We start from the raw sequence: 23,030 nt of genomic DNA, 5'->3' as shown, positions 1-23,030 counted from the left end.
AAGGTGATTTGTGAAAATTGTAAGCAAAGACCAGCTAAAGTAACGGTTACGCAAGTGCATAACGGTGAACACTTTGAAAGACATTATTGTGAGGTCTGTGCAAATAGCCTCCACCCGTTTTATGTAGAGTATAAACAAGATCCGTTATCTCTACATCAGCTATTATCGAATTGGTTTGGTCAAACAGAACAGCAGCCAATGCAACAAAAACAACCTAAAAATATGATCGTATGCGATGAATGCGGTTGGTCGATACAGCATTTTTTAGATGAAGGGAAATTTGGTTGTGCAAATTGCTATAACAGTTTCCGCAAGCAGTTGCCTAATGTATTTAAGAGACTACATAACGGCAATACAACGCATATTGGAAAGGCTCCAGGTGCGCTTGGGGAGAAAATTGTTATTAAAAAACGAATAGAAGCAATTCGTTCTCAAATGAAAGACGCGATTGACACTGAAAGTTTTGAGGAAGCCGCAAAGTTAAGGGATGAAGCGAGAGATTTGGAAAGTCAGCTTTCTACAGGAGGTGACCAAACTGATGTCAATTGAACGTTTTTTAGACAACTCAATTTCTAGTTGGATGGCGGGAGAGGGTAAGCATTCGGATATTGTTATGAGTACAAGAATTCGCTTAGCAAGAAATCTGAATGGCTATCGTTTTCCTTTAGCATTTACAGAAGATGAGGCGCATAAAATTGACCAATCTGTTTCCTCCACTTTGTTGGACGCAAGTGACGAATTACAGATGCAATTTTCTTCCATCCATATAAAGGATGTATCTGAACTAAGTCGTCAGGTGTTAGTAGAAAAACATTTAATCAGTCCAAAGCTTGCTAACTCGCCAATGACTGGCTCTGTTTTATTGTCAAATGATGAATCCGTTAGTGTGATGGTCAACGAAGAGGATCATATTCGTATACAATGTCTTTTTCCAGGGCTTCAAATTCAAGAGGCCTATGCTCAGGCAGATATGTTAGATCGTGTTTTAGATAAGGAATTACCATATGCTTTTGACGAGCAGTTTGGATATTTAACAAGCTGCCCTACCAATACAGGTACTGGTTTACGTGCATCTGTAATGATGCATTTACCCGCATTAACGATGACGAAGCAAATGAATAGAATCGTCACTATCATTTCAAGACTAGGAATGGTTGTAAGAGGAATCTACGGAGAAGGTAGTGAAGCGCTCGGTAATGTATACCAAGTGTCCAACCAAACCACACTTGGTAAGTCAGAAGAGGACATACTTGCTGATCTTCAGAGTATTACCGAACAAATTATTCAAAAAGAAAGAGAAGCACGGGATGCACTTCTAAAGCATTCGGCCAATACACTAGAAGACCGACTATATCGATCTTTAGGAACTTTATCATTTGCCCGTATTATGGCGACAGATGAAGCGGCAAGATGCCTATCGGATGTGCGATTAGGGATAGATATAGGACTCATTGAAGATGTGGATGTGACTATATTGAATGAATGTATGGTGTTTATGCAACCAGGATTTCTACAAAAATATGCAGGTACTTCATTGAACACCTCTGAGCGGGATATGTTTCGCGCAAAGCTGTTAAGGGAACGATTGCAAAAAGAAGAAAAACAGAAAACAAAAGGAGAGGAATCTGAATGATGTTTAATCGTTTTACACAAAGATCTCAAAAAGTATTACAACTAGCACAAGAAGAGGCTATTCGCTTAAAGCATGAATCTATAGGGACAGAACATATATTACTTGGTCTTATCCGAGAAGGTAGTGGAATTGCTGCAAAAGCATTAGAAGCAATAGAAGTAGATCTAAAAGTAATCGAAACAGGGATCGAGGAACTAGTAGGAGCTGGTAAGGAAGAAGTTGGACCAATTGTTAACTATACACCTCGTGCGAAAAAGGTGATTGAGCTTTCAGTAGATGAGTCTCGAAAACTAGGTCACTCATACATTGGAACAGAGCATCTATTACTAGCGTTAATCCGTGAAGGAGAAGGAGTAGCAGCTCGTGTTCTAAATAATGCAGGAGTAAGTTTAAACAAAGCTCGTCAACAAGTTCTTCAATTATTAGGAAGTACAGAGCAAGCACATGGTAATGGGAACAATGGGACTGCTCCAGCTAGTACACCTACACTGGATGGTCTAGCTCGTGATTTAACGCAAATTGCAAGAGAAGGTACGCTAGATCCTGTAATTGGACGTAGCAAAGAAATTACAAGAGTAATTGAAATATTGGCTCGTCGTACAAAAAACAACCCAGTTTTAATTGGTGAACCAGGTGTTGGGAAAACGGCTATAGCAGAAGGGCTTGCGCAGCAAATTGTACAAAATGAAGTGCCAGAAATCCTACGTGATAAACGAGTAATGACGCTGGATATGGGTACAGTTGTTGCTGGTACAAAATATCGTGGAGAATTTGAAGATCGTTTGAAAAAGGTGATGGATGAAATTCGTCAAGCCGGCAATGTTATTTTATTTATCGATGAACTTCATACATTAATTGGAGCTGGTGGAGCAGAGGGTGCTATTGATGCTTCGAATATTTTGAAGCCTGCTCTTGCTCGTGGAGAAATACAATGTATAGGTGCGACAACACTGGATGAGTATAGAAAATATATTGAAAAAGATGCTGCACTAGAACGTCGTTTCCAACCAATTCAAGTAGACGAACCTTCAGTAGATGAAGCTATCCAAATTATTTACGGTTTACGTGATCGTTATGAAGCACATCACCGTGTAAAAATTACAGATGCAGCGGTAGAAGCTGCTGTCAAAATGTCTGACCGTTATATTTCTGATCGTTTTCTACCAGATAAAGCAATTGACTTAATAGATGAAGCGGGATCTAAAGTACGTTTACGTTCGTATACAACACCTCCTAATTTAAAAGAGCTAGAAGCAAAACTAGAGGCGATTCGTTCTGAGAAAAATGCTGCAGTGCAAAGTCAGGAGTTTGAAAAAGCTGCATCATTCCGTGATAAAGAACAAAAGCTTAAAGATGAACTAGAAAAAATGAAAAACAATTGGAAAGAAAAGCAAGGAAAAGAAGAGTCTGAAGTTACAATAGAAGATATTGCAGCAGTGGTGTCTATGTGGACTGGTGTACCAGTATCCAAGCTAGCGCAAACAGAATCTGAGAAGTTATTAAAACTGGAAGATAAATTACATGAAAGAGTTATTGGTCAAAGTGAAGCAGTGGACGCAATTTCAAGAGCTATTCGTCGTGCTCGTGCAGGACTGAAAGATCCAAAACGTCCTATTGGTTCCTTTATCTTCTTAGGACCTACTGGTGTAGGGAAAACAGAACTTGCTCGTGCTCTAGCGGAAGTGATGTTCGGAGACGAAGATGCGATGATTCGTGTAGATATGTCCGAGTACATGGAAAAACATTCAACTTCTCGTCTAGTTGGTTCTCCTCCAGGATATGTTGGTTTTGACGATGGTGGACAATTAACAGAAAAGGTACGTCGTAAACCATACTCTGTTATCTTATTAGATGAAATTGAAAAGGCTCATCCTGATGTCTTTAATATTCTTCTTCAAGTGTTAGAGGATGGCCGATTAACAGACTCAAAGGGCCGTACAGTAGATTTCCGTAATACGGTAGTTATCATGACATCGAATGTCGGTGCGGATGCACTTAAATTCAACAAATACGTTGGGTTTAACTTACAAGAAGGTGGCAAGACAGACTATAAAGATATGAAAGGTAAAATGCTAGAAGAGTTGAAAAAAGCATTCCGCCCAGAGTTCTTAAACCGTCTAGATGAAATGATCGTGTTCCACTCTCTAGAAAAAGACCATTTAAAACAAATTGTTTCATTAATGACAGACCATTTAGCAAAACGTTTGAAAGAACAAGGTATTGAATTAGAAATCACAGAAGCAGCACAAGATAAAATTACAACCGAAGGATATGAACCAGAATATGGTGCTCGTCCTTTACGCCGTGCAATACAAAAACATGTAGAAGATCGACTTTCCGAAGAGCTTTTAAAAGGGGAAGTATTAGATGGGCAACATGTAATATTTGATGTTGAAGACAATGAGTTCGTCGTTCGCACGAAAGCTTTGGTTACCGAAGGTTAATATAGCGGGCATTCCGAAAAATAGTTCGGAATGCCCTTTTTTTATAAAGAGTAAGAAAACAGGTTTTTCATAGCTTATTGCTTAGTTGGTAAGATTGGACAAAGTTACTATAGTGATAAGACCGTTGAATCAAATGATACTATTCTGTAGGATGAAGAAAGTAGATTTTCTTTTAAGTAGTGGAAATACAGTGGGATATTAAGTGTTCACCTAATAAAGAAGCGAAATAGCAAACGAAATTGTATTTTCGAGAATAGGAAAGTGTCTTTTTACTAGTTATCTAAAAATGCACTTACCTGTTTCTAAAAGTTGTAGAAGGGCGACGAATAGACAAACTAGCATTCCTAGAAATGGACTCGGATATAATATAGCAAAATGTCTGTACAAAGCCTTCGAAATTGATAGGAATAGGTTTTGTACATATAGGACAGGGTGTTTTTTACCCGATTTTTCTTATTACATAGGAGGTATTATGGCTAAAAAGAAAACGAAGTTTATGTGTAATTCATGTGGATATGAATCCGCAAAATGGATGGGAAGATGTCCTGGATGCGGCGATTGGAATACAATGGTAGAAGAAACAGAAATAGTTTCAAAAGGTCCGAAACGTTCCTTTCAGCATTCGGATGGCGTAGCGCAAAAGGCTACCCCGATTATTTCGGTGGTAACAGCAGAAGAACCACGAGTGACAACCGACTTTGCGGAATTGAATCGTGTTCTTGGTGGGGGTATTGTACCAGGATCCCTAGTGTTAATAGGAGGAGATCCAGGTATAGGGAAATCTACTCTTCTTTTACAGGTTTCAGCTTTACTTGCCAATAAAGGTGAGCGAGTTCTATACATTTCGGGAGAGGAATCCATCCGTCAGACAAAGCTTCGTGCAGAACGTTTAGGAGTTACCTCAGCTGAGCTTTATATCTACTCTGAAACTAATTTAGAACTTATTAATGAAACAATTGAGAGTGTAGAGCCTAAATTTGTCATTGTGGATTCTATTCAAACTGTTCATCATCCGGAAGTAACTAGTGCACCTGGGAGTGTATCGCAAGTTCGTGAATGTACAGCAGAGCTTATGCGAATAGCCAAAACAAAAAATGTAGCAATCTTTTTAGTAGGACATGTAACAAAAGAAGGTCAAATTGCAGGGCCGCGTATATTGGAACATATGGTGGATACCGTTTTGTATTTCGAAGGAGAACGTCACCATACGTATCGTATTTTAAGGTCTCAAAAAAATCGTTTTGGCTCTACGAATGAAATTGCTATATTTGAAATGATTCAATCTGGATTAAAAGAAGTACTTAATCCGTCTGAATTATTTTTGCAGGAACGATCTCACGGAGCAGCAGGTTCTGCAATTGTTGCCTCTATGGAAGGTACCAGACCTATTTTAGTAGAAATTCAAGCTCTAGTGACGCAGTCTAGCTTTAACTACCCGAAACGTATGGCCACTGGTATTGATCAAAACCGGGTTTCATTGCTAATGGCGGTACTGGAAAAAAGAATGGGATTACTACTTCAAACGCAAGATGCCTATATAAAAGTTGCAGGTGGAGTGAAATTAGACGAACCTGCAATCGATTTAGCCGTCCTAGTAAGTATCGTATCTAGTTTTCGAGATACAGGAGTTACACCGACAGATTGTTTTATCGGCGAAATCGGTTTAACTGGAGAAGTGAGAAGGGTGTCTAGGATTGAACAGCGTGTGCAAGAGGCTGCAAAGCTTGGCTTTAAAAGAGCGATTGTTCCTGCATCTAATTTAGGCGGTTGGGATTACCCTAAAGACATCCAAATTATAGGGATTGAAACAGTTAACGAAGCGATGAAAGAGGCATTCTCGTAACAAAGAAGAGAGCGAATACTCTAGCAGATAATCACCTTAGGATTTGGCGTAAAGGCAAAGAACGCCTTTACGTGGAATCCTTGCTACTGCGCAAAGATTTTCGCTGTAGAATGTTGTCGGGGCGCGGGAGGGGGCAAGTGCTTTTCTTATTAGACTTATTGTGAAAGATGGAAGTATAATGAAATAAATGGAGGTGGCATACTTGTTAAAATGGATTATTCAAATTGCTTTTGTTTTAATTGGTGGAACATTGGGTTTATTATTCTTACCGCACTTATACGAGCTTTTTAATTTATCTGAGAACCCATGGATTCACAATCCGTATGTATCTGTTTTAGTTGGAGCGATATTGTTATACGTGGCTGCATTATTTATGACTGACTACTTAGTGAACTTTATCAAGTGGATGGAAGAACGGTTATTAAAAGCGCCGATTGGAGACTTGCTGTTCGGAACACTTGGGCTGGTTATAGGATTAATCGTTGCCTTTTTCCTTGGTTCTGCGCTTAATAATATTGCAATACTAGGTATTGGATCGATTGTTCCGATACTATTGTCTATTGTTTTGGGATACTTAGGTTTCCAAGTCGGTTTTAAAAAGCGTGACGAACTTCTTCAAGTTTTTACTCCTTCTAAACAGAATAGTAGCAAAAAGAAAACAGAGGACGAGGATAACCAAGAATTGATTTTAGGAACTTATAAATTGTTAGATACGAGCGTTATTATTGATGGTCGCATCGCTGACATTTCGGTAACAGGATTTATGGAAGGGGTTCTTGTCGTTCCTCAATTTGTTTTGACTGAATTACAACATATTGCAGATTCCTCGGATACGCTTAAACGAACAAGAGGGCGTCGGGGTTTAGACGTATTGAAAAAACTACAAACGGAAAGAGCATCTGCCGTGTTAATCGTAGAAGAAGATTTCGAAGATATCCAAGAGGTAGATTTAAAATTAGTTCGACTAGCTAAAAAGATGAATGGAATTGTTGTAACAAATGACTTCAATCTAAACAAGGTTTGTGACCTACATCAAGTGCGTGTTTTGAATATTAATGACTTGGCAAATGCGGTAAAACCGGTCGTTATTCCCGGGGAAATAATGCATGTTGTCGTTATTAAAGACGGCAAAGAACACAATCAAGGTGTTGCATATTTAGATGATGGAACAATGATTGTTGTGGAAGGTGGTAAAACATATATTGGACAGGCCATAAATGTAGAAGTAACAAGTGTACTTCAAACATCGGCTGGCCGAATGATATTTGCAAAACCACAGGACTCAAAATAACGAAGAAGGGTTGTTTCCTTTGAGAAAGGAATACGCCCTTTTTCTATGTGATGGAGGTTCGTTAACATGATATATACTGTTTTATTGCCAGCAGCGGGTAGTGGGAAACGAATGGGTGCTGGACAAAATAAGTTGTTTTTAGAACTGCGTAATGTTCCTATTTTGATACATACTTTAAGAGTGTTTGATAGAGATCCTAATTGTGAGCAAATTGTATTGGCTGTGAAGAAAGAGGAAAAAGCATTGATTGAACGGCTCCTTAAAGAATACTGTATTACAAAAGTTTCGGCTATTGCCGAAGGTGGAGAAGAAAGACAGCATAGCGTATATGCGGGTTTAAAAGCCGTGACCACTAAAGGAATTGTACTCGTTCATGATGCAGCAAGACCATTTATTCATCAAGAAGTGATACAACAATTAGTACAAGCTGCACACACTTCAGGAGCTGCAGTAGCGGCAGTTCGGGCAAAAGACACGATGAAAAAAGCAGTAAATGGTATAATCCAAGAAACGATTGATAGAGAAAGTTTGTGGATTATTCAAACGCCTCAAGCATTTCAGTATACATTATTAGAAAAAGCGGAAAGATTAGCGGAAGTGGAAAACTTTCTCGGGACAGATGAAGCGATGCTCGTAGAAAGATTAGGAGAGCGTGTTCATATTGTTGAAAGCACCTACGATAATGTAAAAATGACGACGAGGGAAGATCTTCTATACGGAGAGGCTATATTAAATAAGCGAGAGCAGGAGGAATAATAAGATGATGCGAATAGGACAAGGATTCGATGTACATGAATTTGCGGATAATCGTCCGCTAATAATAGGGGGAATCGAGATACCATACGAACGAGGGCTAATCGGGCACTCAGATGCAGATGTACTACTACATACAATCACAGACGCAGCATTAGGAGCGATTGGAGAAGGGGATATTGGAAGGCATTTTCCAGATACAGACCCAGACTTTAAAGATGCAGATTCAGCAAAGCTACTAGAGCATATTTGGAAGTTGGTAGACGCTAAGGGATATAAGTTAGGGAATATTGACTGTACAATTATTGCTCAAAAGCCAAAAATGTCACCGTATATTGAAACAATTCGTACGCGTGTTGCAGAGTTACTTCAGGCGGATGTTTCTCAAGTAAATGTGAAGGCTACAACTACGGAAAGACTAGGATTTACAGGTCGTGAAGAAGGGATAGCATCGATGGCGACAATATTACTTCTCAAGAAAGACTAACTTTAATAAACATATAAGCAATGATAGAATGGAGTAAGTTAAAGCCGTCTGAAGCTGTTATCCAGGTTCTGTAAGCTTATTCTAAGCATGCCAAGTTCAGAATTTGGACGCGAGTACACTATGGCTAATTTGATGGAACGAAAACTAGGAGGATATACTTATGACACAAGAAGTTCGCGTACGCTACGCGCCAAGTCCAACAGGATTTTTGCATATTGGAGGAGCACGCACAGCGTTATTTAACTATTTATATGCACGTCACCATGATGGTAAATTTATCGTTCGTATTGAAGATACGGATATTGAACGTAATGTAGAAGGTGGCGAGTTATCACAACTTGAAAACTTAAAGTGGTTAGGGATCGACTATGATGAATCTGTAGATATTAGTGGACCTTATGCGCCGTATCGCCAAATGGAGCGCCTAGATATATATACAAAGCACGCGGAGGAAATGTTAGAAAAAGGGCATGCATATAAATGTTTCTGTTCTTCAGAGGAATTAGAAGCAGAACGTGAAGTACAAAAAGAAAAAGGTATTGCAGCTCCTATGTACAACGGTAAATGCCGTCATTTATCAAAAGAAGAAGTACAAGCAAAAGAAGATGCAGGCCAACCATATACGATTCGTATGCGTGTACCAGAAAATGTAACTTATACATTTGAAGATTTAGTTCGTGGACTGGTTACATTTGAATCTAAGGATGTTGGTGACTGGGTGCTTGTAAAAGCCAATGGAATCCCAACTTATAACTATGCTGTTGTATTAGATGATCACTTTATGGAAATTTCTCATGTATTCCGTGGGGAAGAACATTTATCAAACACACCAAAACAATTAATGGTGTTTGATGCATTCGAATGGGCATATCCTAAATTCGGTCATATGACATTAATCATCAATGAGAACCGAAAAAAGCTTTCAAAACGCGATGAGTCAATTATACAATTTGTTACTCAGTACAAAGATCTTGGGTATTTACCGGAAGCTATGTTTAACTTCTTTGCATTATTAGGCTGGTCTCCTGAAGGGGAAGATGAAATCTTCACCAAAGAGGAATTCATTAAAAACTTTGATGTATCGCGTCTGTCTAAATCACCATCGATGTTCGATAAACAAAAACTTACATGGATGAACAACCAATATATTAAACAACTTCCACTTGAAAAAGTAGTAGAGCTTGCATTGCCGCATTTACAAAAAGCAAATCTACTTCCGGCTGAATTATCAGAAGACGAACTTACGTGGGCAACAAAGCTTATTGCACTTTACCATGAGCAAATGAGTTTTGGTGCTGAAATCGTTGAATTATCTTCATTATTCTTTGATCACGAAATTGCATATACTGAAGAAGCAACAGAGGTGTTAGCTGGGGAGCAGGTTCCTGAAGTAATGGCTGCTTTTAAAACACAGTTAGAAGGCCTAGAAACATTTGAAGCAGTAGAGATTAAAGCTGCTATTAAAGCTGTGCAAAAAGAAACAGGACATAAAGGGAAAAACCTTTTCATGCCAATACGTGTAGTAACAACAGGTCAAATGCATGGTCCAGAATTAGCTGATGCAATCAGTTTAATAGGGAAAGAAAAAGTAATTGCTCGTGTAGCCAAGTTTGCAAAACAATAAGATTGACTTTCCCCTAACAAGGTGTGAAAATGGTGATACAAATTCGAAGTAAAAAGAATAGCAAAGCGAAGAAGAGGAGAAGTAAGTAACGCACGTTCTTTAGAGAGGACCATCACCGGCTGAAAGTGGTCTGAGCCTACGAGTTACTGAAATGCACCTCCGAGCGTCATGCCGAACTTCTAAGTAGGCTGAACGTAACATCTGCGTTAAAGATGCAAAGTGGGGAAAGTATTTATATTTTTCCAATCAGAGTGGAACCGCGCTAACTGCGTCTCTGTCTATATTTATAGACAGAGACTTTTTTTATGGAAAAAAATGAAGGGAGGAATCCTTGTGTTCGATCGAATGAAAGAAGATATTGCGGTAGTATTTGAACAAGATCCAGCAGCAAATAGTAAGCTAGAGGTTATATTAACATACGCGGGACTTCATGCGATTTGGAGCCACCGCATTGCACATGCATTATTTAAAAAGAATCTTTTTTTTCTAGCACGTGCAGTTTCACAAGTTAGTAGATTTTTTACAGGTGTCGAAATTCACCCGGGTGCAACAATTGGGAGACGCTTTTTTATCGATCATGGATCGGGTGTAGTCATCGGAGAAACTTGTGAAATTGGAGATGATTGCACTATCTACCAAGGTGTCACATTAGGTGGTACCGGGAAAGAAAAAGGGAAGAGACATCCCACGCTTCATAATAATGTACTAATTGCTACAGGAGCAAAAGTATTAGGATCGATTACAATTGGTGAAAATAGTAAAGTAGGAGCTGGGTCGGTTGTATTGAAAGATGTACCTACTAATTCTACTGTAGTTGGTATTCCAGGTGTAGTTGTAATTCAAAATGGTGTAAAAGTGAAACGGAATCTCGATCATCAGGACCTGCCTGATCCGTTTACTGATCGATGTAAACAAATGGAAGATAAAATAGAAGAGCTACAAAAAGAAATAGACCATTTAACGAAAGAAAAGGAGAGAAACTGGTCATGACAATCCAAATTTTTAATACATTAAAGCGTGAAAAAGAACCATTTATTCCACTCGAAGAAGGCAAGGTCAAAATGTATGTATGTGGACCAACTGTTTACAATTATATTCATATAGGGAATGCTCGACCTGTAATTGTATATGATACGGTAAGAAAGTATCTACAATATCGTGGATATGATGTGACATACGTTTCTAACTTCACAGACGTGGATGACAAAATTATTAAAGCGGCCAACGAACTGGGGGAAGAGGTCTCCGAGCTTACAGAACGTTTTATCAATGCTTATTATGCAGACGTAGAGGCTCTTGGCTGCAATCGAGCAGACTCACATCCTCGTGTAACGGATCACATGGATCAAATTATAGAATTTATAAAAGTATTAGAAGAAAAAGGCTATGCATACGAGTCACAAGGGGATGTATATTACCGTACTAGAAAATTTGATGGATACGGTAAGCTTTCTCATCAATCTGTAGACGATTTAAAAGTCGGTGCCCGTATTGAAACTGGTGAGAAAAAAGAAGATGCACTTGACTTTGCACTTTGGAAAGCTGCAAAACCTGGAGAAATTTTCTGGGAAAGCCCTTGGGGTCAAGGACGTCCTGGGTGGCACATCGAATGTTCTGTAATGGCAAGAGAAATATTAGGAGATACAATTGATATTCATGCTGGAGGGCAGGATCTAACTTTCCCTCACCATGAAAATGAAATTGCTCAGTCAGAAGCTAGAACTGGAAAGACATTCGCAAGATATTGGATGCATAATGGATATATAAATATAGATAATGAAAAAATGTCAAAATCACTAGGTAATTTTGTATTGGTAAATGATATTCGTCAGCAAATTGACCCTCAAATATTGCGTCTCTTCATGTTGAGTGTTCATTATCGAAACCCAATTAACTATTCAAAAGAATTGGTGGAGCAAGCAGAGGCTGGTTTGGACCGTATACAGACTGCTTATGATAACTTAGTTCATCGCTTAAGTACTACTGCAAATTTAGGAGACCATGACGATATTTGGCTACAAAAAATTGCGGCTGTAAAAGTACAGTTTGAAACAGCGATGGATGATGATTTTAATACAGCAAATGGGATTGCAGCTATTTTCGAATTGTCGAAACTTGCGAATACTTATTTACAAGAAAAACAAACATCTGAATCCGTATTGAAACAATTTATAGCAGATATGGATGATTTGACAGCTGTACTTGGACTAACGCTTGCTAAGGAAAAAGAAGTATTAGATGAAGAAATCGATGCATTGATCGAAGAACGAAATCAAGCAAGGAAGGATCGTAACTTTACCCGTGCCGATGAAATTAGAGATCAATTAAAAGAGTTAAATATTATTTTGGAAGATACTGCACAGGGTATTCGATGGAAAAGAGGATAAACTTGTGGAAAACTTAACATTATCAGATGTAAAACAACTAAATTCTTTAGCACTTGCTTATATGGGTGATGCTGTTTTCGAACAGGTCGTTCGGGAACACCTCATCCGCTCTGGGCGGGTTCGACCAAATATTTTACACAAAGAAGCTACTAACTATGTATCTGCAAAAGCACAAGCGACGATTGTGAAAGAGATGCTGGACAAAGAGTTTTTATCGGAAGATGAACAAGCAGTCCTACGAAGAGGGCGTAATGCGAAATCTGGATCTGTACCTAAAAATACGGACGTTATTACTTATCATCATAGTACTGCGTTTGAAGCGGTCATCGGGAGTCTATACTTAAGTGGACAAACAGAGCGTTTACAAGAAGTGTTACATTTTTCGATTGACTTTATAGATAAACAGAAAGGGGCGAACAAATAAATGACAGAAAAAAATGATCAAGTTGAGCAAACTGGTGAACTTATAGCAGGGAAAAATCCTGTTGTTGAAGCCCTTCGTGCCGGTAGAGATATGAACAAAGTTTGGCTAGCAGAAGGCATCCAAAAAAGTGGTGTATCTGAAATTATTCAATTAGCTAAAGATGCTGGAATAATCGTGCAGTTCGTACCTAAAAAGAAGCTCGATAACTTAACTGATGCAAACCACCAGGGGATAGTCGCGTCGGTTGCTGCATATCGTTATGCAGAATTAGATGATTTATTTGAGCTGGCGGCTAGCAAAAAAGAGGATCCTCTTTTTATTATTCTAGATGAAATTGAAGATCCCCATAATCTTGGTTCTATAATGAGAACGGCAGATGCCATAGGGGCGCATGGAATTATTATTCCTAAAAGAAGAGCGGTTGGACTAACAGCGGTAGTTGCAAAGGCTTCCACGGGAGCTATCGAACATATTCCAGTCTATCGTGCGGGTAACCTGGCTCAAACAGTAGATGAGCTAAAAGACCGTGGCGTTTGGATTGCAGGAACAGATGCGGCGAAGTCTACTGATTATCGAAATATGGATGCAACACTTCCACTAGCTCTTATTATTGGTAGCGAAGGAAAAGGAATGAGTCGACTGCTAAAAGAAAAGTGTGATTTTCTTTACTATTTGCCAATGGTCGGTCATGTAACGAGTCTTAATGCGTCGGTTGCTGCTTCTGTTTTGTTGTATGAGATATGGCGCGTAAGAAATCCGTTAAAAGGATAAGAAGATGCAAATTCTACTTGTCGATGGATATAATATCATCGGCGCATGGAGCGAGCTAAGGAAGTTAAAAGAAGTAAAATTACTGGACGCTAGAGACCGTTTGATTGAGCTGATGGCTGAATACAAAGCATATACAGGTATTCGAGTGATTGTGGTCTTTGATGCGCACTTAGTACCTGGTATTGAAAATAAAAAGAAAAAGTACAACGTGGAAGTTATTTATACGCGGAAAAACGAAATTGCAGATGAACGCATTGAAAAGTTAACGAAAGAATTGAGTAGTAGAAGAGTTCAAATTTATGTAGCTACATCCGATTTGACCGAGCAACGAGTTATATTTGGTCAGGGTGCCCTACGAAAATCAGCAAGAGAATTAGAAATTGAGATGTTGTCCATTTCTTCCAAAATAACAAAAAAAGTGAAGAGTATTCAGAATGACAAGCCTGCTTCTAATATTCCATTAACGGCAGAAGTTGCAGAAATTTTCGAAAAATGGCGAAGAGGAATGAAATGATTCATTGACGCTATAAATTTTCTTCCTGTATAATTGGAATAATATTCTTGTTAGCTGAGGTGACTTCATTGGAAAAGACAGAGCAGATTCTACAATTCGATAGTTTACTAGATGAAGAGCTTGTAGAGATGGTTCATCAAGGAAACACTGAAGCGCTAGATTTTTTAATAACAAAATATCGTTCTTTCGTCCGTATGAAGGGAAGATCATACTTTTTGATAGGGGCAGACAAAGAGGATATTCTACAAGAGGGAATGATCGGATTGTATAAGGCGATTCGGGATTTTAGGGAGGAGAAACTTGCTTCTTTCCGAGCATTTGCCGAATTATGTATTACTCGACAAATAATAACCGCTATCAAAACAGCTACACGTCAAAAGCATATACCGCTAAATTCCTATGTATCATTGGATAAACCTATATATGATGAAGAATCTGATCGAACTTTGATGGATATGATTGCAGGTTCGGTAATAGATGATCCAGAGGAATTAATCATCAATCGAGAAGATTTTGATTACATGGAAGGTAAGATGGCTGAAATATTAAGTGAGCTGGAACAACAAGTACTTGCCTTATACTTGGATGGCCAATCATATCAAGAAATTTCCGAAGAATTGAATCGTCATGTAAAGTCGATCGACAACGCATTACAACGAGTAAAGCGTAAACTAGAACGCTATATGGAGATTGGTAGTAATTATGCATAACTGGGATTTTGTTGACATGGAATGTGTAAGATGATAATCTTGAAAAAGACTTATACGCCGAAAAAAGGTGATATTATGGTGAAGAAGATTGTCTTAAGTTGTGTTCAATGTGGCAACCGTAATTACACGGTTCCTGCATCTAAAGAGAATGTAACAATCCGAATTGAACGTAAAAAGTATTGTGCACATTGTAATGTGCATACGCTTCATAAACAAACGTTATGAATAAAGTAATATAGATTTCTTGTGTGGGGGTTTAGCTAAAATGGCTAATGTTGGTGGGTTTTTCAAAAATGTAATGAGTGAAATGAGAAAAGTAAGTTGGCCTAAACGCAAAGAGCTTGCTAAATACACTGTAATTGTGCTTGCTACTGTTGCAGCAATGGCTGTATTTTTTGCTTTGGTTGATTTAGGGGTATCTGAATTGTTCCGTTGGTATTTAGCGTTATAATAAGTAGCATGTAAATATTTGAAAATAGCCCGTCTTATTAAACGAACGGGTTTTTTCATTTGTCTTGAGAAAAGGAGGGGACGGACGACTAGTCCTGACACTATGGAAAAAAATTGGTATGTTGTTCATACTTACTCGGGGTATGAAAACAAAGTAAAAGCAAACTTAGAAAAACGAGTAGAAACAATGGGTATGTCGGATAAAATATTCCGTGTATATATCCCAGAGCAAGAGGAGACGGATTTTAAGGACGGCAAAAAACGTGTTGTTGTTAGAAAAACTTTTCCAGGTTATGTTTTTGTTGAACTTATTATGACAGATGATGCATGGTATGTGGTTAGAAATACACCAGGTGTAACTGGATTCCTTGGTTCATCAGGTGGTGGAACAAAACCAACACCTCTGGCACCGGAAGAAGTTCAATCTATGCTTAAACAAATGGGTGACGCAGAACGTGTTGTCGAAGTAGACTTTACAGTTGGAGAATTGGTGGAAGTATTAGAAGGGCCGTTTGCGCACTTCCAAGGAAAAGTAGAAGTGATTGATACAGATAAAGGTAAAGTAACTGTATCTGTAGATATGTTTGGTCGAGAAACTAATATGGAACTAGATTTCGAACAAGTTATTAAAATATAATTTATGTTTCCACTTGCTAAAGGTGGAGAATAGTGATATCATTTCAAAGGTCAGACTGAAAATGGGTCTGTATTAATTTTTCTAATGTTATCAGCGCAGAGCTGAGAGACAGATATTTGAGTGGGAGGGGCAACCCAATTACCACATCACGGACTTAAGGAGGTGTGTCTCGTGGCTAAAAAAGTGATTAAAGTTGTTAAATTACAAATTCCTGCTGGTAAAGCAAATCCAGCACCGCCGGTTGGTCCAGCATTGGGTCAAGCAGGTGTTAACATCATGGGATTCTGTAAGGAGTTCAACGCACGTACTGCTGATCAAGCAGGTCTAATCATTCCGGTTGAAATTTCTGTATTTGAAGATCGTTCATTTACTTTCATTACAAAAACTCCGCCGGCAGCAGTGTTACTTAAAGTAGCAGCAGGTATTCAATCTGGATCAGGTGAACCGAACCGCGTAAAAGTGGCGACAGTGAAACGTGAAAAAGTTCGCGAAATCGCAGAACAAAAAATGCCAGATTTAAACGCAGCATCTGTTGAAGCAGCTATGTTAATGGTTGAAGGTACTGCACGCAGCATGGGTATTACGATCGAAGACTAATACTTAATGTGCATTTTGATATGACGCATTGTTTTTTGGAAGGTTGTAGTTGTTCATATAGGATAACTGCAACCTTTACACGTGGGAGGTTTATTCCGCTAAAACCACTATCAAGGAGGACATTTATAATGGCTAACAAAGGTAAAAAGTTACAAGAAGCAGCTAAATTAGTAGAAGCTTCAAAATTATACTCAGCTAAAGAAGCTATTGAGCTTGCTAAAAAAACAAGCACAGTAAACTTCGATGCGACTGTAGAAGTTGCTTTCCGTTTAGGAATCGATACTCGTAAAAATGACCAACAAATCCGTGGAGCAGTAGTTCTTCCAAACGGAACTGGTAAAACTCAACGTGTATTAGTATTCGCTAAAGGTGAAAAGTTAAAAGAAGCAGAAGCTGCTGGTGCAGATTATGTGGGCGATACTGAATATATTAACAAAATCCAACAAGGATGGTTTGACTTCGATGTAATCGTTGCAACACCTGATATGATGGGTGAAGTTGGTAAAATCGGTCGTGTACTTGGACCAAAAGGTTTAATGCCAAACCCTAAAACTGGTACAGTTACATTTGATGTAACAAAAGCTATCGAAGAGATCAAAGCTGGTAAAGTAGAATACCGTGCTGAAAAAGCAGGGATCATTCATGCTCCAATCGGTAAAGTTTCTTTTGAAGACGATAAATTAGTAGAAAACTTCTTAGCGGTATTTGATGTAATTCAAAAAGCTAAGCCTGCAGCATCTAAAGGTGTTTACATGAAGTCAGTGAATATCACGACTACTATGGGACCAGCTGTAAAAGTTGATACTCAATCCATTAAATAATAGTTGACAGTATAAGGGATGTCTGTTAAGATGACCTTTGTTGTTAAATATACATTTGTACCGAAGACAGTAGGAGCAATAAACTGCTTAATTTCCTACCGAGGACAAGTAAATTCAGATTCTTTTAAGATGATGACTTTCTGCCTCTGTGTCTATTCGTAGAACAGAGGCTTTTCTTTTGTCGGTATAAATGGCCAATTCTTATAGGAGGTGCCAAGATGAACAAAGCAATCGAAACTAAAAAAGTGCAAGTTCAAGAAATTGCAGAAAAGTTTAAAGCTGCTGCTTCCGTAGTAGTTGTTGACTATCGCGGTTTGAACGTTGCGCAAGTAACAGAATTACGTAAACAACTTCGTGAAGCGGGTGTGGAATTCAAAGTTTATAAAAACTCACTTACACGCCGTGCTACTGAAATTGCTGGAGTTGATGGGATTAACGAAAGCCTTGTTGGTCCAAATGCTGTAGCATTTTCTAACGAAGACGTAATTGCCCCTGCTAAAATCATTAATGATTTTGCTAAAAAGAACGAACAACTTGAGATTAAAGTTGGGATCATCGAAGGAACTGTAGCATCTGCTGAAGATGTGAAAGCATTAGCAGAACTTCCATCACGCGAAGGACTACTTTCAATGCTTCTTTCAGTACTTCAAGCTCCAATGCGCAACTTTGCGCTTGCAACAAAAGCTGTTGCAGAACAAAAAGAAGAACAAGGCGCATAATTCATTACGCGGCTTAAACACAACTAAAAGGCTAATAGCCTAAATTATCCATAATAGGAGGAAAATATAATGAATAACGAACAAATCTTAGAAGCTATCAAATCAATGACAGTTCTTGAATTAAACGACTTAGTAAAAGCAATTGAAGAAGAATTCGGTGTTACTGCTGCTGCTCCAATGGCAATGGCTGCTGGTGGCGGAGCTGCTGCTGCTGAAGAAAAAACTGATTTTGATGTAATCCTAGCATCTGCTGGAGATCAAAAAATCAAAGTAATCAAAGTGGTTCGTGAAATCACTGGTCTTGGATTGAAAGAAGCTAAAGAATTAGTTGACAACGCTCCAAAAGCTCTTAAAGAAGGCGTTTCTAAAGACGAAGCAGAAGCTTTCAAAGCACAACTTGAAGAAGTTGGCGCAGGCGTAGAAGTTAAGTAATTTTGTACAATTCGAAGAAAAAAGCTCGTCTGTAAACGACGGGCTTTTCTTCGTATGTATTGCGGAGGGTGATTTGGTGTCTGATCATTATTACTCTAGGAAACCTCAAACGGAAAGTAAACCGCGTCATTGGAATTTTACGTTGCTCGGGCACAATTTCCGATTTGAAACAGATGCAGGTGTATTTAGTAAGAGCGAAGTAGATTTTGGCTCCCGTGTATTAATCGATGCTTTTGAAGCGCCGGATCTAGAAGGTTCAATTTTAGATATAGGCTGTGGATATGGGCCGATAGGTCTTTCTATTGCAAAAGCAAATGAGAAAAGAACAGTTCATTTGGTAGATGTTAACACACGTGCAATCCAACTTGCAGAAAAAAATGCTGCTGCTAACGGGATACAAAATGTACGAATCTATGAAAGTGATGGATTGTCAGCGGTTGACACTGCGAACTTTGCGGCTATTATAACTAATCCACCGATTCGCGCTGGGAAAGAAACTATTTTTCGTTTCTATAATGAATCCTATGAAAAGTTAGTTTCAAAGGGAGAATTGTGGGTTGTGATTCAAAAGAAACAAGGGGCACCATCAACTTTTAGTTATTTAGAAGAGATTTTTGGTCAAGTTGATGTGGTAGATAAAGCTAGAGGTTATTGGATTATCAAAGCTACAAAGATTGACTTGACAAAATCGCTATGATATTATAATAAAATGCAAAAATATTATTTTGAGGACGTATGCCCTTTTGAATAAAAACAAGTAGAAATGGGTATACTGGCCGAGAAAAAGTTTGGTTAATCGAAAATGAGCTCTTGTTAAGAACTCGTTTTCTTTTTGTCTTTCGATATCATACACTAAAATGTTCATATCGAAAAGACCTAATATCGCTTTAATTGAGGGGTGAATGAGTTGACAGGTCAACTAGTTCAATACGGACAACACCGCCAACGCAGAAGTTTTGCGCGTATTAGTGAGGTGCTGGAACTACCGAATCTAATCGAAATTCAGACGGCATCTTATGAATGGTTCCTTGAAGAAGGTTTACGTGAAATGTTTAAAGATATTTCACCAATCGAGGACTTTACAGGCAATCTATCACTTGAATTTGTCGACTATAGTTTAAACGAACCGAAATATTCCGTCGACGAATCGAAAGAACGTGACGCAACATACGCTGCACCATTACGCGTAAAAGTACGTCTCCACAACAAAGAAACGGACGAAGTGAAGGAACAAGATGTCTTTATGGGTGATTTCCCATTAATGACTGAAACTGGAACTTTCGTTATTAACGGAGCTGAGCGAGTAATCGTATCTCAGTTAGTCCGCTCACCAAGTGTTTACTTCCATGATAAAACAGACAAAAACGGTAAAAAAGGTTTTGGATCAACAGTTATTCCGAACCGTGGTGCTTGGTTAGAATACGAAATCGATGCAAAAGACGTAGTTTATGTTCGTATTGATCGTACACGTAAACTGCCAGTTACTGTTTTACTTCGTGCACTAGGTTTTGGATCAGATCAAGAGATTATCGATTTAATCGGTGACAATGAATATTTACGTAACACGCTAGAAAAAGATAATACAGAAACGTCTGAAAAAGCGTTACTAGAAATCTATGAGCGTCTACGTCCTGGTGAACCACCAACAGTGGAAAGTGCAAAGAGTCTGTTATATTCTCGCTTCTTTGACCCAAAACGCTATGATTTAGCGAATGTTGGTCGTTACAAAATGAACAAAAAACTGCATATTAAAAATCGCTTGTTTAACCAAACAATAGCTGAAACGCTAGTGGATCCAGAAACAGGAGAGATTTTAGTAGAAGCTGGTACGCTGATTGATCGTCGTGTACTAGATCGTCTAATTCCTCATCTTGAAAATGGAATTGGCTTCAAAACGTTATCTCAAGTAGGTGGTGTTTTAGAGGACGATATTACAATCCAATCGATTAAGATTTATGCGCCAAATGACGAAGAGCAAAAAGAAGTTAACGTTATAAGTAACGCGTATGTGGAAACAGAGATTAAAAACATTACGCCTGCTGATATCGTTTCATCTATTGGCTACTTCTTTAACCTTTTGTTCAACGTTGGGAACACAGATGATATCGATCATCTTGGTAACCGTCGTTTACGTTCTGTAGGTGAGTTACTACAAAATCAGTTCCGTATAGGTCTTTCACGTATGGAACGTGTAGTTCGTGAGCGTATGTCTATTAACGATACACAGTCAATCGTTCCACAACAATTGATTAATATACGCCCAGTTATTGCATCTATTAAAGAGTTCTTTGGTAGTTCTCAATTATCTCAGTTTATGGATCAAACGAATCCACTTGCTGAGTTGACGCATAAACGCCGTCTATCGGCGCTTGGACCCGGTGGTTTAACACGTGAGCGTGCAGGATTTGAAGTACGTGACGTTCACTACTCTCACTATGGTCGTATGTGCCCGATCGAAACGCCAGAGGGACCAAACATTGGACTTATTAACTCACTTTCAAGTTTTGCGAAAGTGAATAAATTTGGATTTATTGAAACACCATATCGTCGTGTTGACCCTGAAACAGGGTTGGTAACATCACGTATCGACTATTTAACTGCGGATGAAGAGGATAACTATGTGGTAGCACAAGCAAACTCTCCATTATCTGATGAAGGAGAATTCCTGAAAGAAGAAGTAGTTGGTCGTTTCCGCGGTGATAATACCGTGTTCAGAAAAGAGCAAATCGACTATATGGACGTATCGCCGAAACAAGTTGTTTCTGCTGCAACAGCATGTATTCCTTTCTTGGAAAATGATGACTCCAACCGTGCACTTATGGGAGCGAACATGCAACGTCAAGCTGTTCCGTTATTAAATCCAGAGGCTCCATTCGTTGGGACTGGTATGGAACATGTGAATGCACGTGATTCAGGTGCCGCGGTTATTGCGAAATACCACGGAATTGTTGAACATGTTGAAGCAAAAGAAATTCGTGTTAGACGCATTGAAGACGTGGATGGAAAAGAAGTTAAAGGTGATTTAACATCTTATAAAGTCCATAAATTTGAGCGTTCAAATCACGGTACATCTATAAACCAACGTCCAATTGTAAAAATTGGTGATCGTGTTAAACCTCTGGATATTCTTGCAGATGGTCCTTCTATGGAACAAGGAGAGCTTGCTTTAGGACGTAATGTACTTGTAGCTTTCATGACATGGGACGGATACAACTATGAAGATGCCGTAATTATGAGTGAACGATTAGTGAAAGATGATGTATATACTTCAGTGCATATTGAAGAATATGAATCAGAATCACGTGATACAAAACTCGGACCAGAGGAAATTACGAGAGATATTCCAAACGTAGGAGAAGACGCATTACGCAACTTGGACGACCGTGGAATTATCCGTATTGGTGCAGAAGTTCGTGATGGAGATATTCTTGTTGGTAAAGTAACACCTAAAGGAGTTACAGAACTAACAGCAGAAGAACGTTTACTGCACGCAATCTTCGGTGAAAAAGCTCGTGAAGTTCGTGATACTTCCCTTCGTGTACCTCATGGTGCTGGTGGGATTGTATTAGATGTAAAAGTATTTAATCGCGAAGATGGCGATGAGTTATCTCCAGGTGTTAACCAATTAGTTCGTGCTTATATCGTTCAAAAACGTAAAATCTCTGTTGGAGATAAAATGGCCGGACGTCATGGTAACAAAGGGGTTATCTCGCGTATTCTTCCTGAAGAAGATATGCCATTCCTTCCAGACGGCACACCAGTTGATATCATGTTAAACCCACTTGGTGTACCTTCTCGTATGAATATCGGGCAAGTATTAGAGCTTCACTTAGGTATGGCTTCTAGACTGCTAGGCGTTCATATGGCATCACCAGTATTTGATGGTGCAGACGAAGAAGACGTGTGGAACACAATGGAAGAAGCAGGTCTTAACCGTGATGGTAAAACAATCCTATATGATGGACGTTCAGGTGAACCATTTGATAACCGCGTATCTGTAGGGGTTATGTATATGATTAAACTTGCCCACATGGTAGATGATAAGCTACATGCACGTTCTACTGGACCTTATTCACTTGTTACGCAACAGCCTCTTGGAGGGAAAGCGCAATTTGGTGGACAGCGTTTCGGAGAAATGGAAGTATGGGCACTTGAAGCTTATGGTGCTGCTTATACGTTACAGGAAATCTTAACTGTAAAATCCGATGACGTTGTTGGACGTGTGAAAACATACGAAGCAATTGTTAAAGGGGAAAGTGTACCAGAACCAGGAGTTCCTGAATCATTCAAAGTATTGATTAAAGAACTACAAAGTCTAGGTATGGATGTTAAGATGCTTACAATCGATGAAGAAGAAATTGAGCTTCGTGATTTAGATGAAGATGATGATATTCCTGCAGCTGATGCACTTGGTATTTTACCAATCACAGCGGAGGAAGAACCAGTTGGAACAGTTGAATAAAGAATAGCGAAAGGTACCGCGAGGGTCCTAA

Annotated in this window: 23 protein-coding genes and 2 other annotated features; all 23 genes read left to right on the top strand. The window is 38.9% G+C overall.

The window, feature by feature from the left end; genetic code table 11:
• Positions 1 to 3 precede the first annotated feature (3 nt).
• The 23 genes from MKY29_RS21225 to rpoB all read left to right on the top strand — a co-directional run bounded on the left by MKY29_RS21225 (position 4) and on the right by rpoB (position 22,999).
• The gene (locus MKY29_RS21225; RefSeq protein WP_340880689.1) at positions 4 to 549 is read left to right on the top strand and encodes a UvrB/UvrC motif-containing protein; all 546 of its coding nucleotides are present in this window, start codon (positions 4 to 6) and stop codon (positions 547 to 549) included.
• On the top strand, positions 539 to 1,633 hold the full coding sequence (locus MKY29_RS21220) for a protein arginine kinase (RefSeq protein ID WP_093495453.1): 1,095 nt from the start codon (positions 539 to 541) through the stop codon (positions 1,631 to 1,633). The genes MKY29_RS21225 and MKY29_RS21220 overlap by 11 nt, the downstream gene beginning before the upstream one ends.
• The gene (locus MKY29_RS21215; protein WP_090567710.1) at positions 1,630 to 4,077 is read left to right on the top strand and encodes an ATP-dependent Clp protease ATP-binding subunit; all 2,448 of its coding nucleotides are present in this window, start codon (positions 1,630 to 1,632) and stop codon (positions 4,075 to 4,077) included. Before MKY29_RS21220 ends, MKY29_RS21215 begins: the two co-directional genes overlap by 4 nt.
• Before the next feature lie 472 nt (positions 4,078 to 4,549).
• Positions 4,550 to 5,920 (top strand): DNA repair protein RadA, encoded by a 1,371-nt coding sequence (gene radA, locus MKY29_RS21210; RefSeq protein ID WP_090567713.1) that lies wholly within the window; start codon positions 4,550 to 4,552, stop codon positions 5,918 to 5,920.
• Between the two features lie 202 nt (positions 5,921 to 6,122).
• On the top strand, positions 6,123 to 7,211 hold the full coding sequence (locus MKY29_RS21205; protein WP_340880688.1) for a PIN/TRAM domain-containing protein: 1,089 nt from the start codon (positions 6,123 to 6,125) through the stop codon (positions 7,209 to 7,211).
• Between the two features lie 66 nt (positions 7,212 to 7,277).
• Positions 7,278 to 7,967 (top strand): 2-C-methyl-D-erythritol 4-phosphate cytidylyltransferase, encoded by a 690-nt coding sequence (ispD, locus tag MKY29_RS21200; protein WP_340880687.1) that lies wholly within the window; start codon positions 7,278 to 7,280, stop codon positions 7,965 to 7,967.
• Between the two features lie 4 nt (positions 7,968 to 7,971).
• Entirely contained in the window at positions 7,972 to 8,451 is a 480-nt protein-coding gene (gene ispF, locus MKY29_RS21195; protein WP_090567721.1) for a 2-C-methyl-D-erythritol 2,4-cyclodiphosphate synthase, read from the top strand.
• A gap of 160 nt (positions 8,452 to 8,611) precedes the next feature.
• The gene (gene gltX, locus MKY29_RS21190) at positions 8,612 to 10,075 is read left to right on the top strand and encodes a glutamate--tRNA ligase (protein WP_093495449.1); all 1,464 of its coding nucleotides are present in this window, start codon (positions 8,612 to 8,614) and stop codon (positions 10,073 to 10,075) included.
• 59 nt (positions 10,076 to 10,134) lie between these two features.
• Positions 10,135 to 10,354: a binding site (T-box leader), on the top strand.
• A 54-nt stretch (positions 10,355 to 10,408) separates the two neighbouring features.
• Positions 10,409 to 11,065, top strand: a complete 657-nt coding sequence (gene cysE, locus MKY29_RS21185) for a serine O-acetyltransferase (protein WP_241598559.1) — start codon at positions 10,409 to 10,411, stop codon at positions 11,063 to 11,065.
• Positions 11,062 to 12,462, top strand: coding sequence for a cysteine--tRNA ligase (cysS, locus tag MKY29_RS21180; RefSeq protein ID WP_093495447.1), 1,401 nt, complete (start codon positions 11,062 to 11,064; stop codon positions 12,460 to 12,462). The genes cysE and cysS overlap by 4 nt, the downstream gene beginning before the upstream one ends.
• Positions 12,463 to 12,466: 4 nt before the next feature.
• On the top strand, positions 12,467 to 12,886 hold the full coding sequence (locus tag MKY29_RS21175) for a Mini-ribonuclease 3 (protein ID WP_418939807.1): 420 nt from the start codon (positions 12,467 to 12,469) through the stop codon (positions 12,884 to 12,886).
• Positions 12,887 to 13,657 (top strand): 23S rRNA (guanosine(2251)-2'-O)-methyltransferase RlmB, encoded by a 771-nt coding sequence (rlmB, locus tag MKY29_RS21170; protein WP_093495446.1) that lies wholly within the window; start codon positions 12,887 to 12,889, stop codon positions 13,655 to 13,657.
• A gap of 4 nt (positions 13,658 to 13,661) precedes the next feature.
• Positions 13,662 to 14,171, top strand: coding sequence for an NYN domain-containing protein (locus tag MKY29_RS21165; protein WP_093495445.1), 510 nt, complete (start codon positions 13,662 to 13,664; stop codon positions 14,169 to 14,171).
• A 68-nt stretch (positions 14,172 to 14,239) separates the two neighbouring features.
• The gene (gene sigH / locus MKY29_RS21160; protein WP_090567740.1) at positions 14,240 to 14,881 is read left to right on the top strand and encodes an RNA polymerase sporulation sigma factor SigH; all 642 of its coding nucleotides are present in this window, start codon (positions 14,240 to 14,242) and stop codon (positions 14,879 to 14,881) included.
• 78 nt (positions 14,882 to 14,959) lie between these two features.
• Positions 14,960 to 15,106 (top strand): 50S ribosomal protein L33, encoded by a 147-nt coding sequence (rpmG, locus tag MKY29_RS21155; protein ID WP_418939806.1) that lies wholly within the window; start codon positions 14,960 to 14,962, stop codon positions 15,104 to 15,106.
• Between the two features lie 40 nt (positions 15,107 to 15,146).
• Positions 15,147 to 15,332 (top strand): preprotein translocase subunit SecE, encoded by a 186-nt coding sequence (gene secE / locus MKY29_RS21150; protein WP_093495444.1) that lies wholly within the window; start codon positions 15,147 to 15,149, stop codon positions 15,330 to 15,332.
• A 102-nt stretch (positions 15,333 to 15,434) separates the two neighbouring features.
• Positions 15,435 to 15,968 carry a transcription termination/antitermination protein NusG gene (gene nusG / locus MKY29_RS21145; RefSeq protein ID WP_090567748.1) on the top strand — a complete coding sequence of 178 codons (534 nt, stop codon included), beginning with the start codon at positions 15,435 to 15,437 and terminating at the stop codon, positions 15,966 to 15,968.
• A gap of 171 nt (positions 15,969 to 16,139) precedes the next feature.
• Positions 16,140 to 16,565 (top strand): 50S ribosomal protein L11, encoded by a 426-nt coding sequence (gene rplK, locus MKY29_RS21140; protein ID WP_139176005.1) that lies wholly within the window; start codon positions 16,140 to 16,142, stop codon positions 16,563 to 16,565.
• A 128-nt stretch (positions 16,566 to 16,693) separates the two neighbouring features.
• The gene (gene rplA, locus MKY29_RS21135) at positions 16,694 to 17,386 is read left to right on the top strand and encodes a 50S ribosomal protein L1 (protein ID WP_090567754.1); all 693 of its coding nucleotides are present in this window, start codon (positions 16,694 to 16,696) and stop codon (positions 17,384 to 17,386) included.
• 42 nt (positions 17,387 to 17,428) lie between these two features.
• Positions 17,429 to 17,572: a sequence feature (ribosomal protein L10 leader region), on the top strand.
• Between the two features lie 32 nt (positions 17,573 to 17,604).
• On the top strand, positions 17,605 to 18,105 hold the full coding sequence (gene rplJ / locus MKY29_RS21130) for a 50S ribosomal protein L10 (RefSeq protein ID WP_090567757.1): 501 nt from the start codon (positions 17,605 to 17,607) through the stop codon (positions 18,103 to 18,105).
• A gap of 69 nt (positions 18,106 to 18,174) precedes the next feature.
• Positions 18,175 to 18,537 (top strand): 50S ribosomal protein L7/L12, encoded by a 363-nt coding sequence (gene rplL / locus MKY29_RS21125; RefSeq protein WP_090567761.1) that lies wholly within the window; start codon positions 18,175 to 18,177, stop codon positions 18,535 to 18,537.
• A 76-nt stretch (positions 18,538 to 18,613) separates the two neighbouring features.
• Positions 18,614 to 19,234 carry a class I SAM-dependent methyltransferase gene (locus tag MKY29_RS21120; protein WP_090567764.1) on the top strand — a complete coding sequence of 207 codons (621 nt, stop codon included), beginning with the start codon at positions 18,614 to 18,616 and terminating at the stop codon, positions 19,232 to 19,234.
• Between the two features lie 210 nt (positions 19,235 to 19,444).
• Positions 19,445 to 22,999, top strand: a complete 3,555-nt coding sequence (rpoB, locus tag MKY29_RS21115) for a DNA-directed RNA polymerase subunit beta (protein WP_090567767.1) — start codon at positions 19,445 to 19,447, stop codon at positions 22,997 to 22,999.
• The last annotated feature ends 31 nt before the right edge of the window (positions 23,000 to 23,030 follow it).

It is taken from the genome of Psychrobacillus sp. FSL K6-2365, from assembly GCF_038003165.1.
Taxonomy (GTDB): Bacteria; Bacillota; Bacilli; order Bacillales_A; family Planococcaceae; genus Psychrobacillus; species Psychrobacillus psychrodurans.
Note: the sequence above shows the minus strand (reverse complement) of the source record. Positions and strands in the feature narration are given on the sequence as shown.

Coding starts and splice junctions, on each gene's coding strand:
- MKY29_RS21220 (WP_093495453.1), top strand. CDS start 539: ATGTCAATTGAACGTTTTTTAGACAACTCAATTTCTAGTTGGATGGCG.
- MKY29_RS21215 (WP_090567710.1), top strand. CDS start 1,630: ATGATGTTTAATCGTTTTACACAAAGATCTCAAAAAGTATTACAACTA.
- radA (WP_090567713.1), top strand. CDS start 4,550: ATGGCTAAAAAGAAAACGAAGTTTATGTGTAATTCATGTGGATATGAA.
- ispD (WP_340880687.1), top strand. CDS start 7,278: ATGATATATACTGTTTTATTGCCAGCAGCGGGTAGTGGGAAACGAATG.
- ispF (WP_090567721.1), top strand. CDS start 7,972: ATGATGCGAATAGGACAAGGATTCGATGTACATGAATTTGCGGATAAT.
- gltX (WP_093495449.1), top strand. CDS start 8,612: ATGACACAAGAAGTTCGCGTACGCTACGCGCCAAGTCCAACAGGATTT.
- cysS (WP_093495447.1), top strand. CDS start 11,062: ATGACAATCCAAATTTTTAATACATTAAAGCGTGAAAAAGAACCATTT.
- rlmB (WP_093495446.1), top strand. CDS start 12,887: ATGACAGAAAAAAATGATCAAGTTGAGCAAACTGGTGAACTTATAGCA.
- MKY29_RS21165 (WP_093495445.1), top strand. CDS start 13,662: ATGCAAATTCTACTTGTCGATGGATATAATATCATCGGCGCATGGAGC.
- secE (WP_093495444.1), top strand. CDS start 15,147: ATGGCTAATGTTGGTGGGTTTTTCAAAAATGTAATGAGTGAAATGAGA.
- nusG (WP_090567748.1), top strand. CDS start 15,435: ATGGAAAAAAATTGGTATGTTGTTCATACTTACTCGGGGTATGAAAAC.
- rplA (WP_090567754.1), top strand. CDS start 16,694: ATGGCTAACAAAGGTAAAAAGTTACAAGAAGCAGCTAAATTAGTAGAA.
- rplJ (WP_090567757.1), top strand. CDS start 17,605: ATGAACAAAGCAATCGAAACTAAAAAAGTGCAAGTTCAAGAAATTGCA.
- rplL (WP_090567761.1), top strand. CDS start 18,175: ATGAATAACGAACAAATCTTAGAAGCTATCAAATCAATGACAGTTCTT.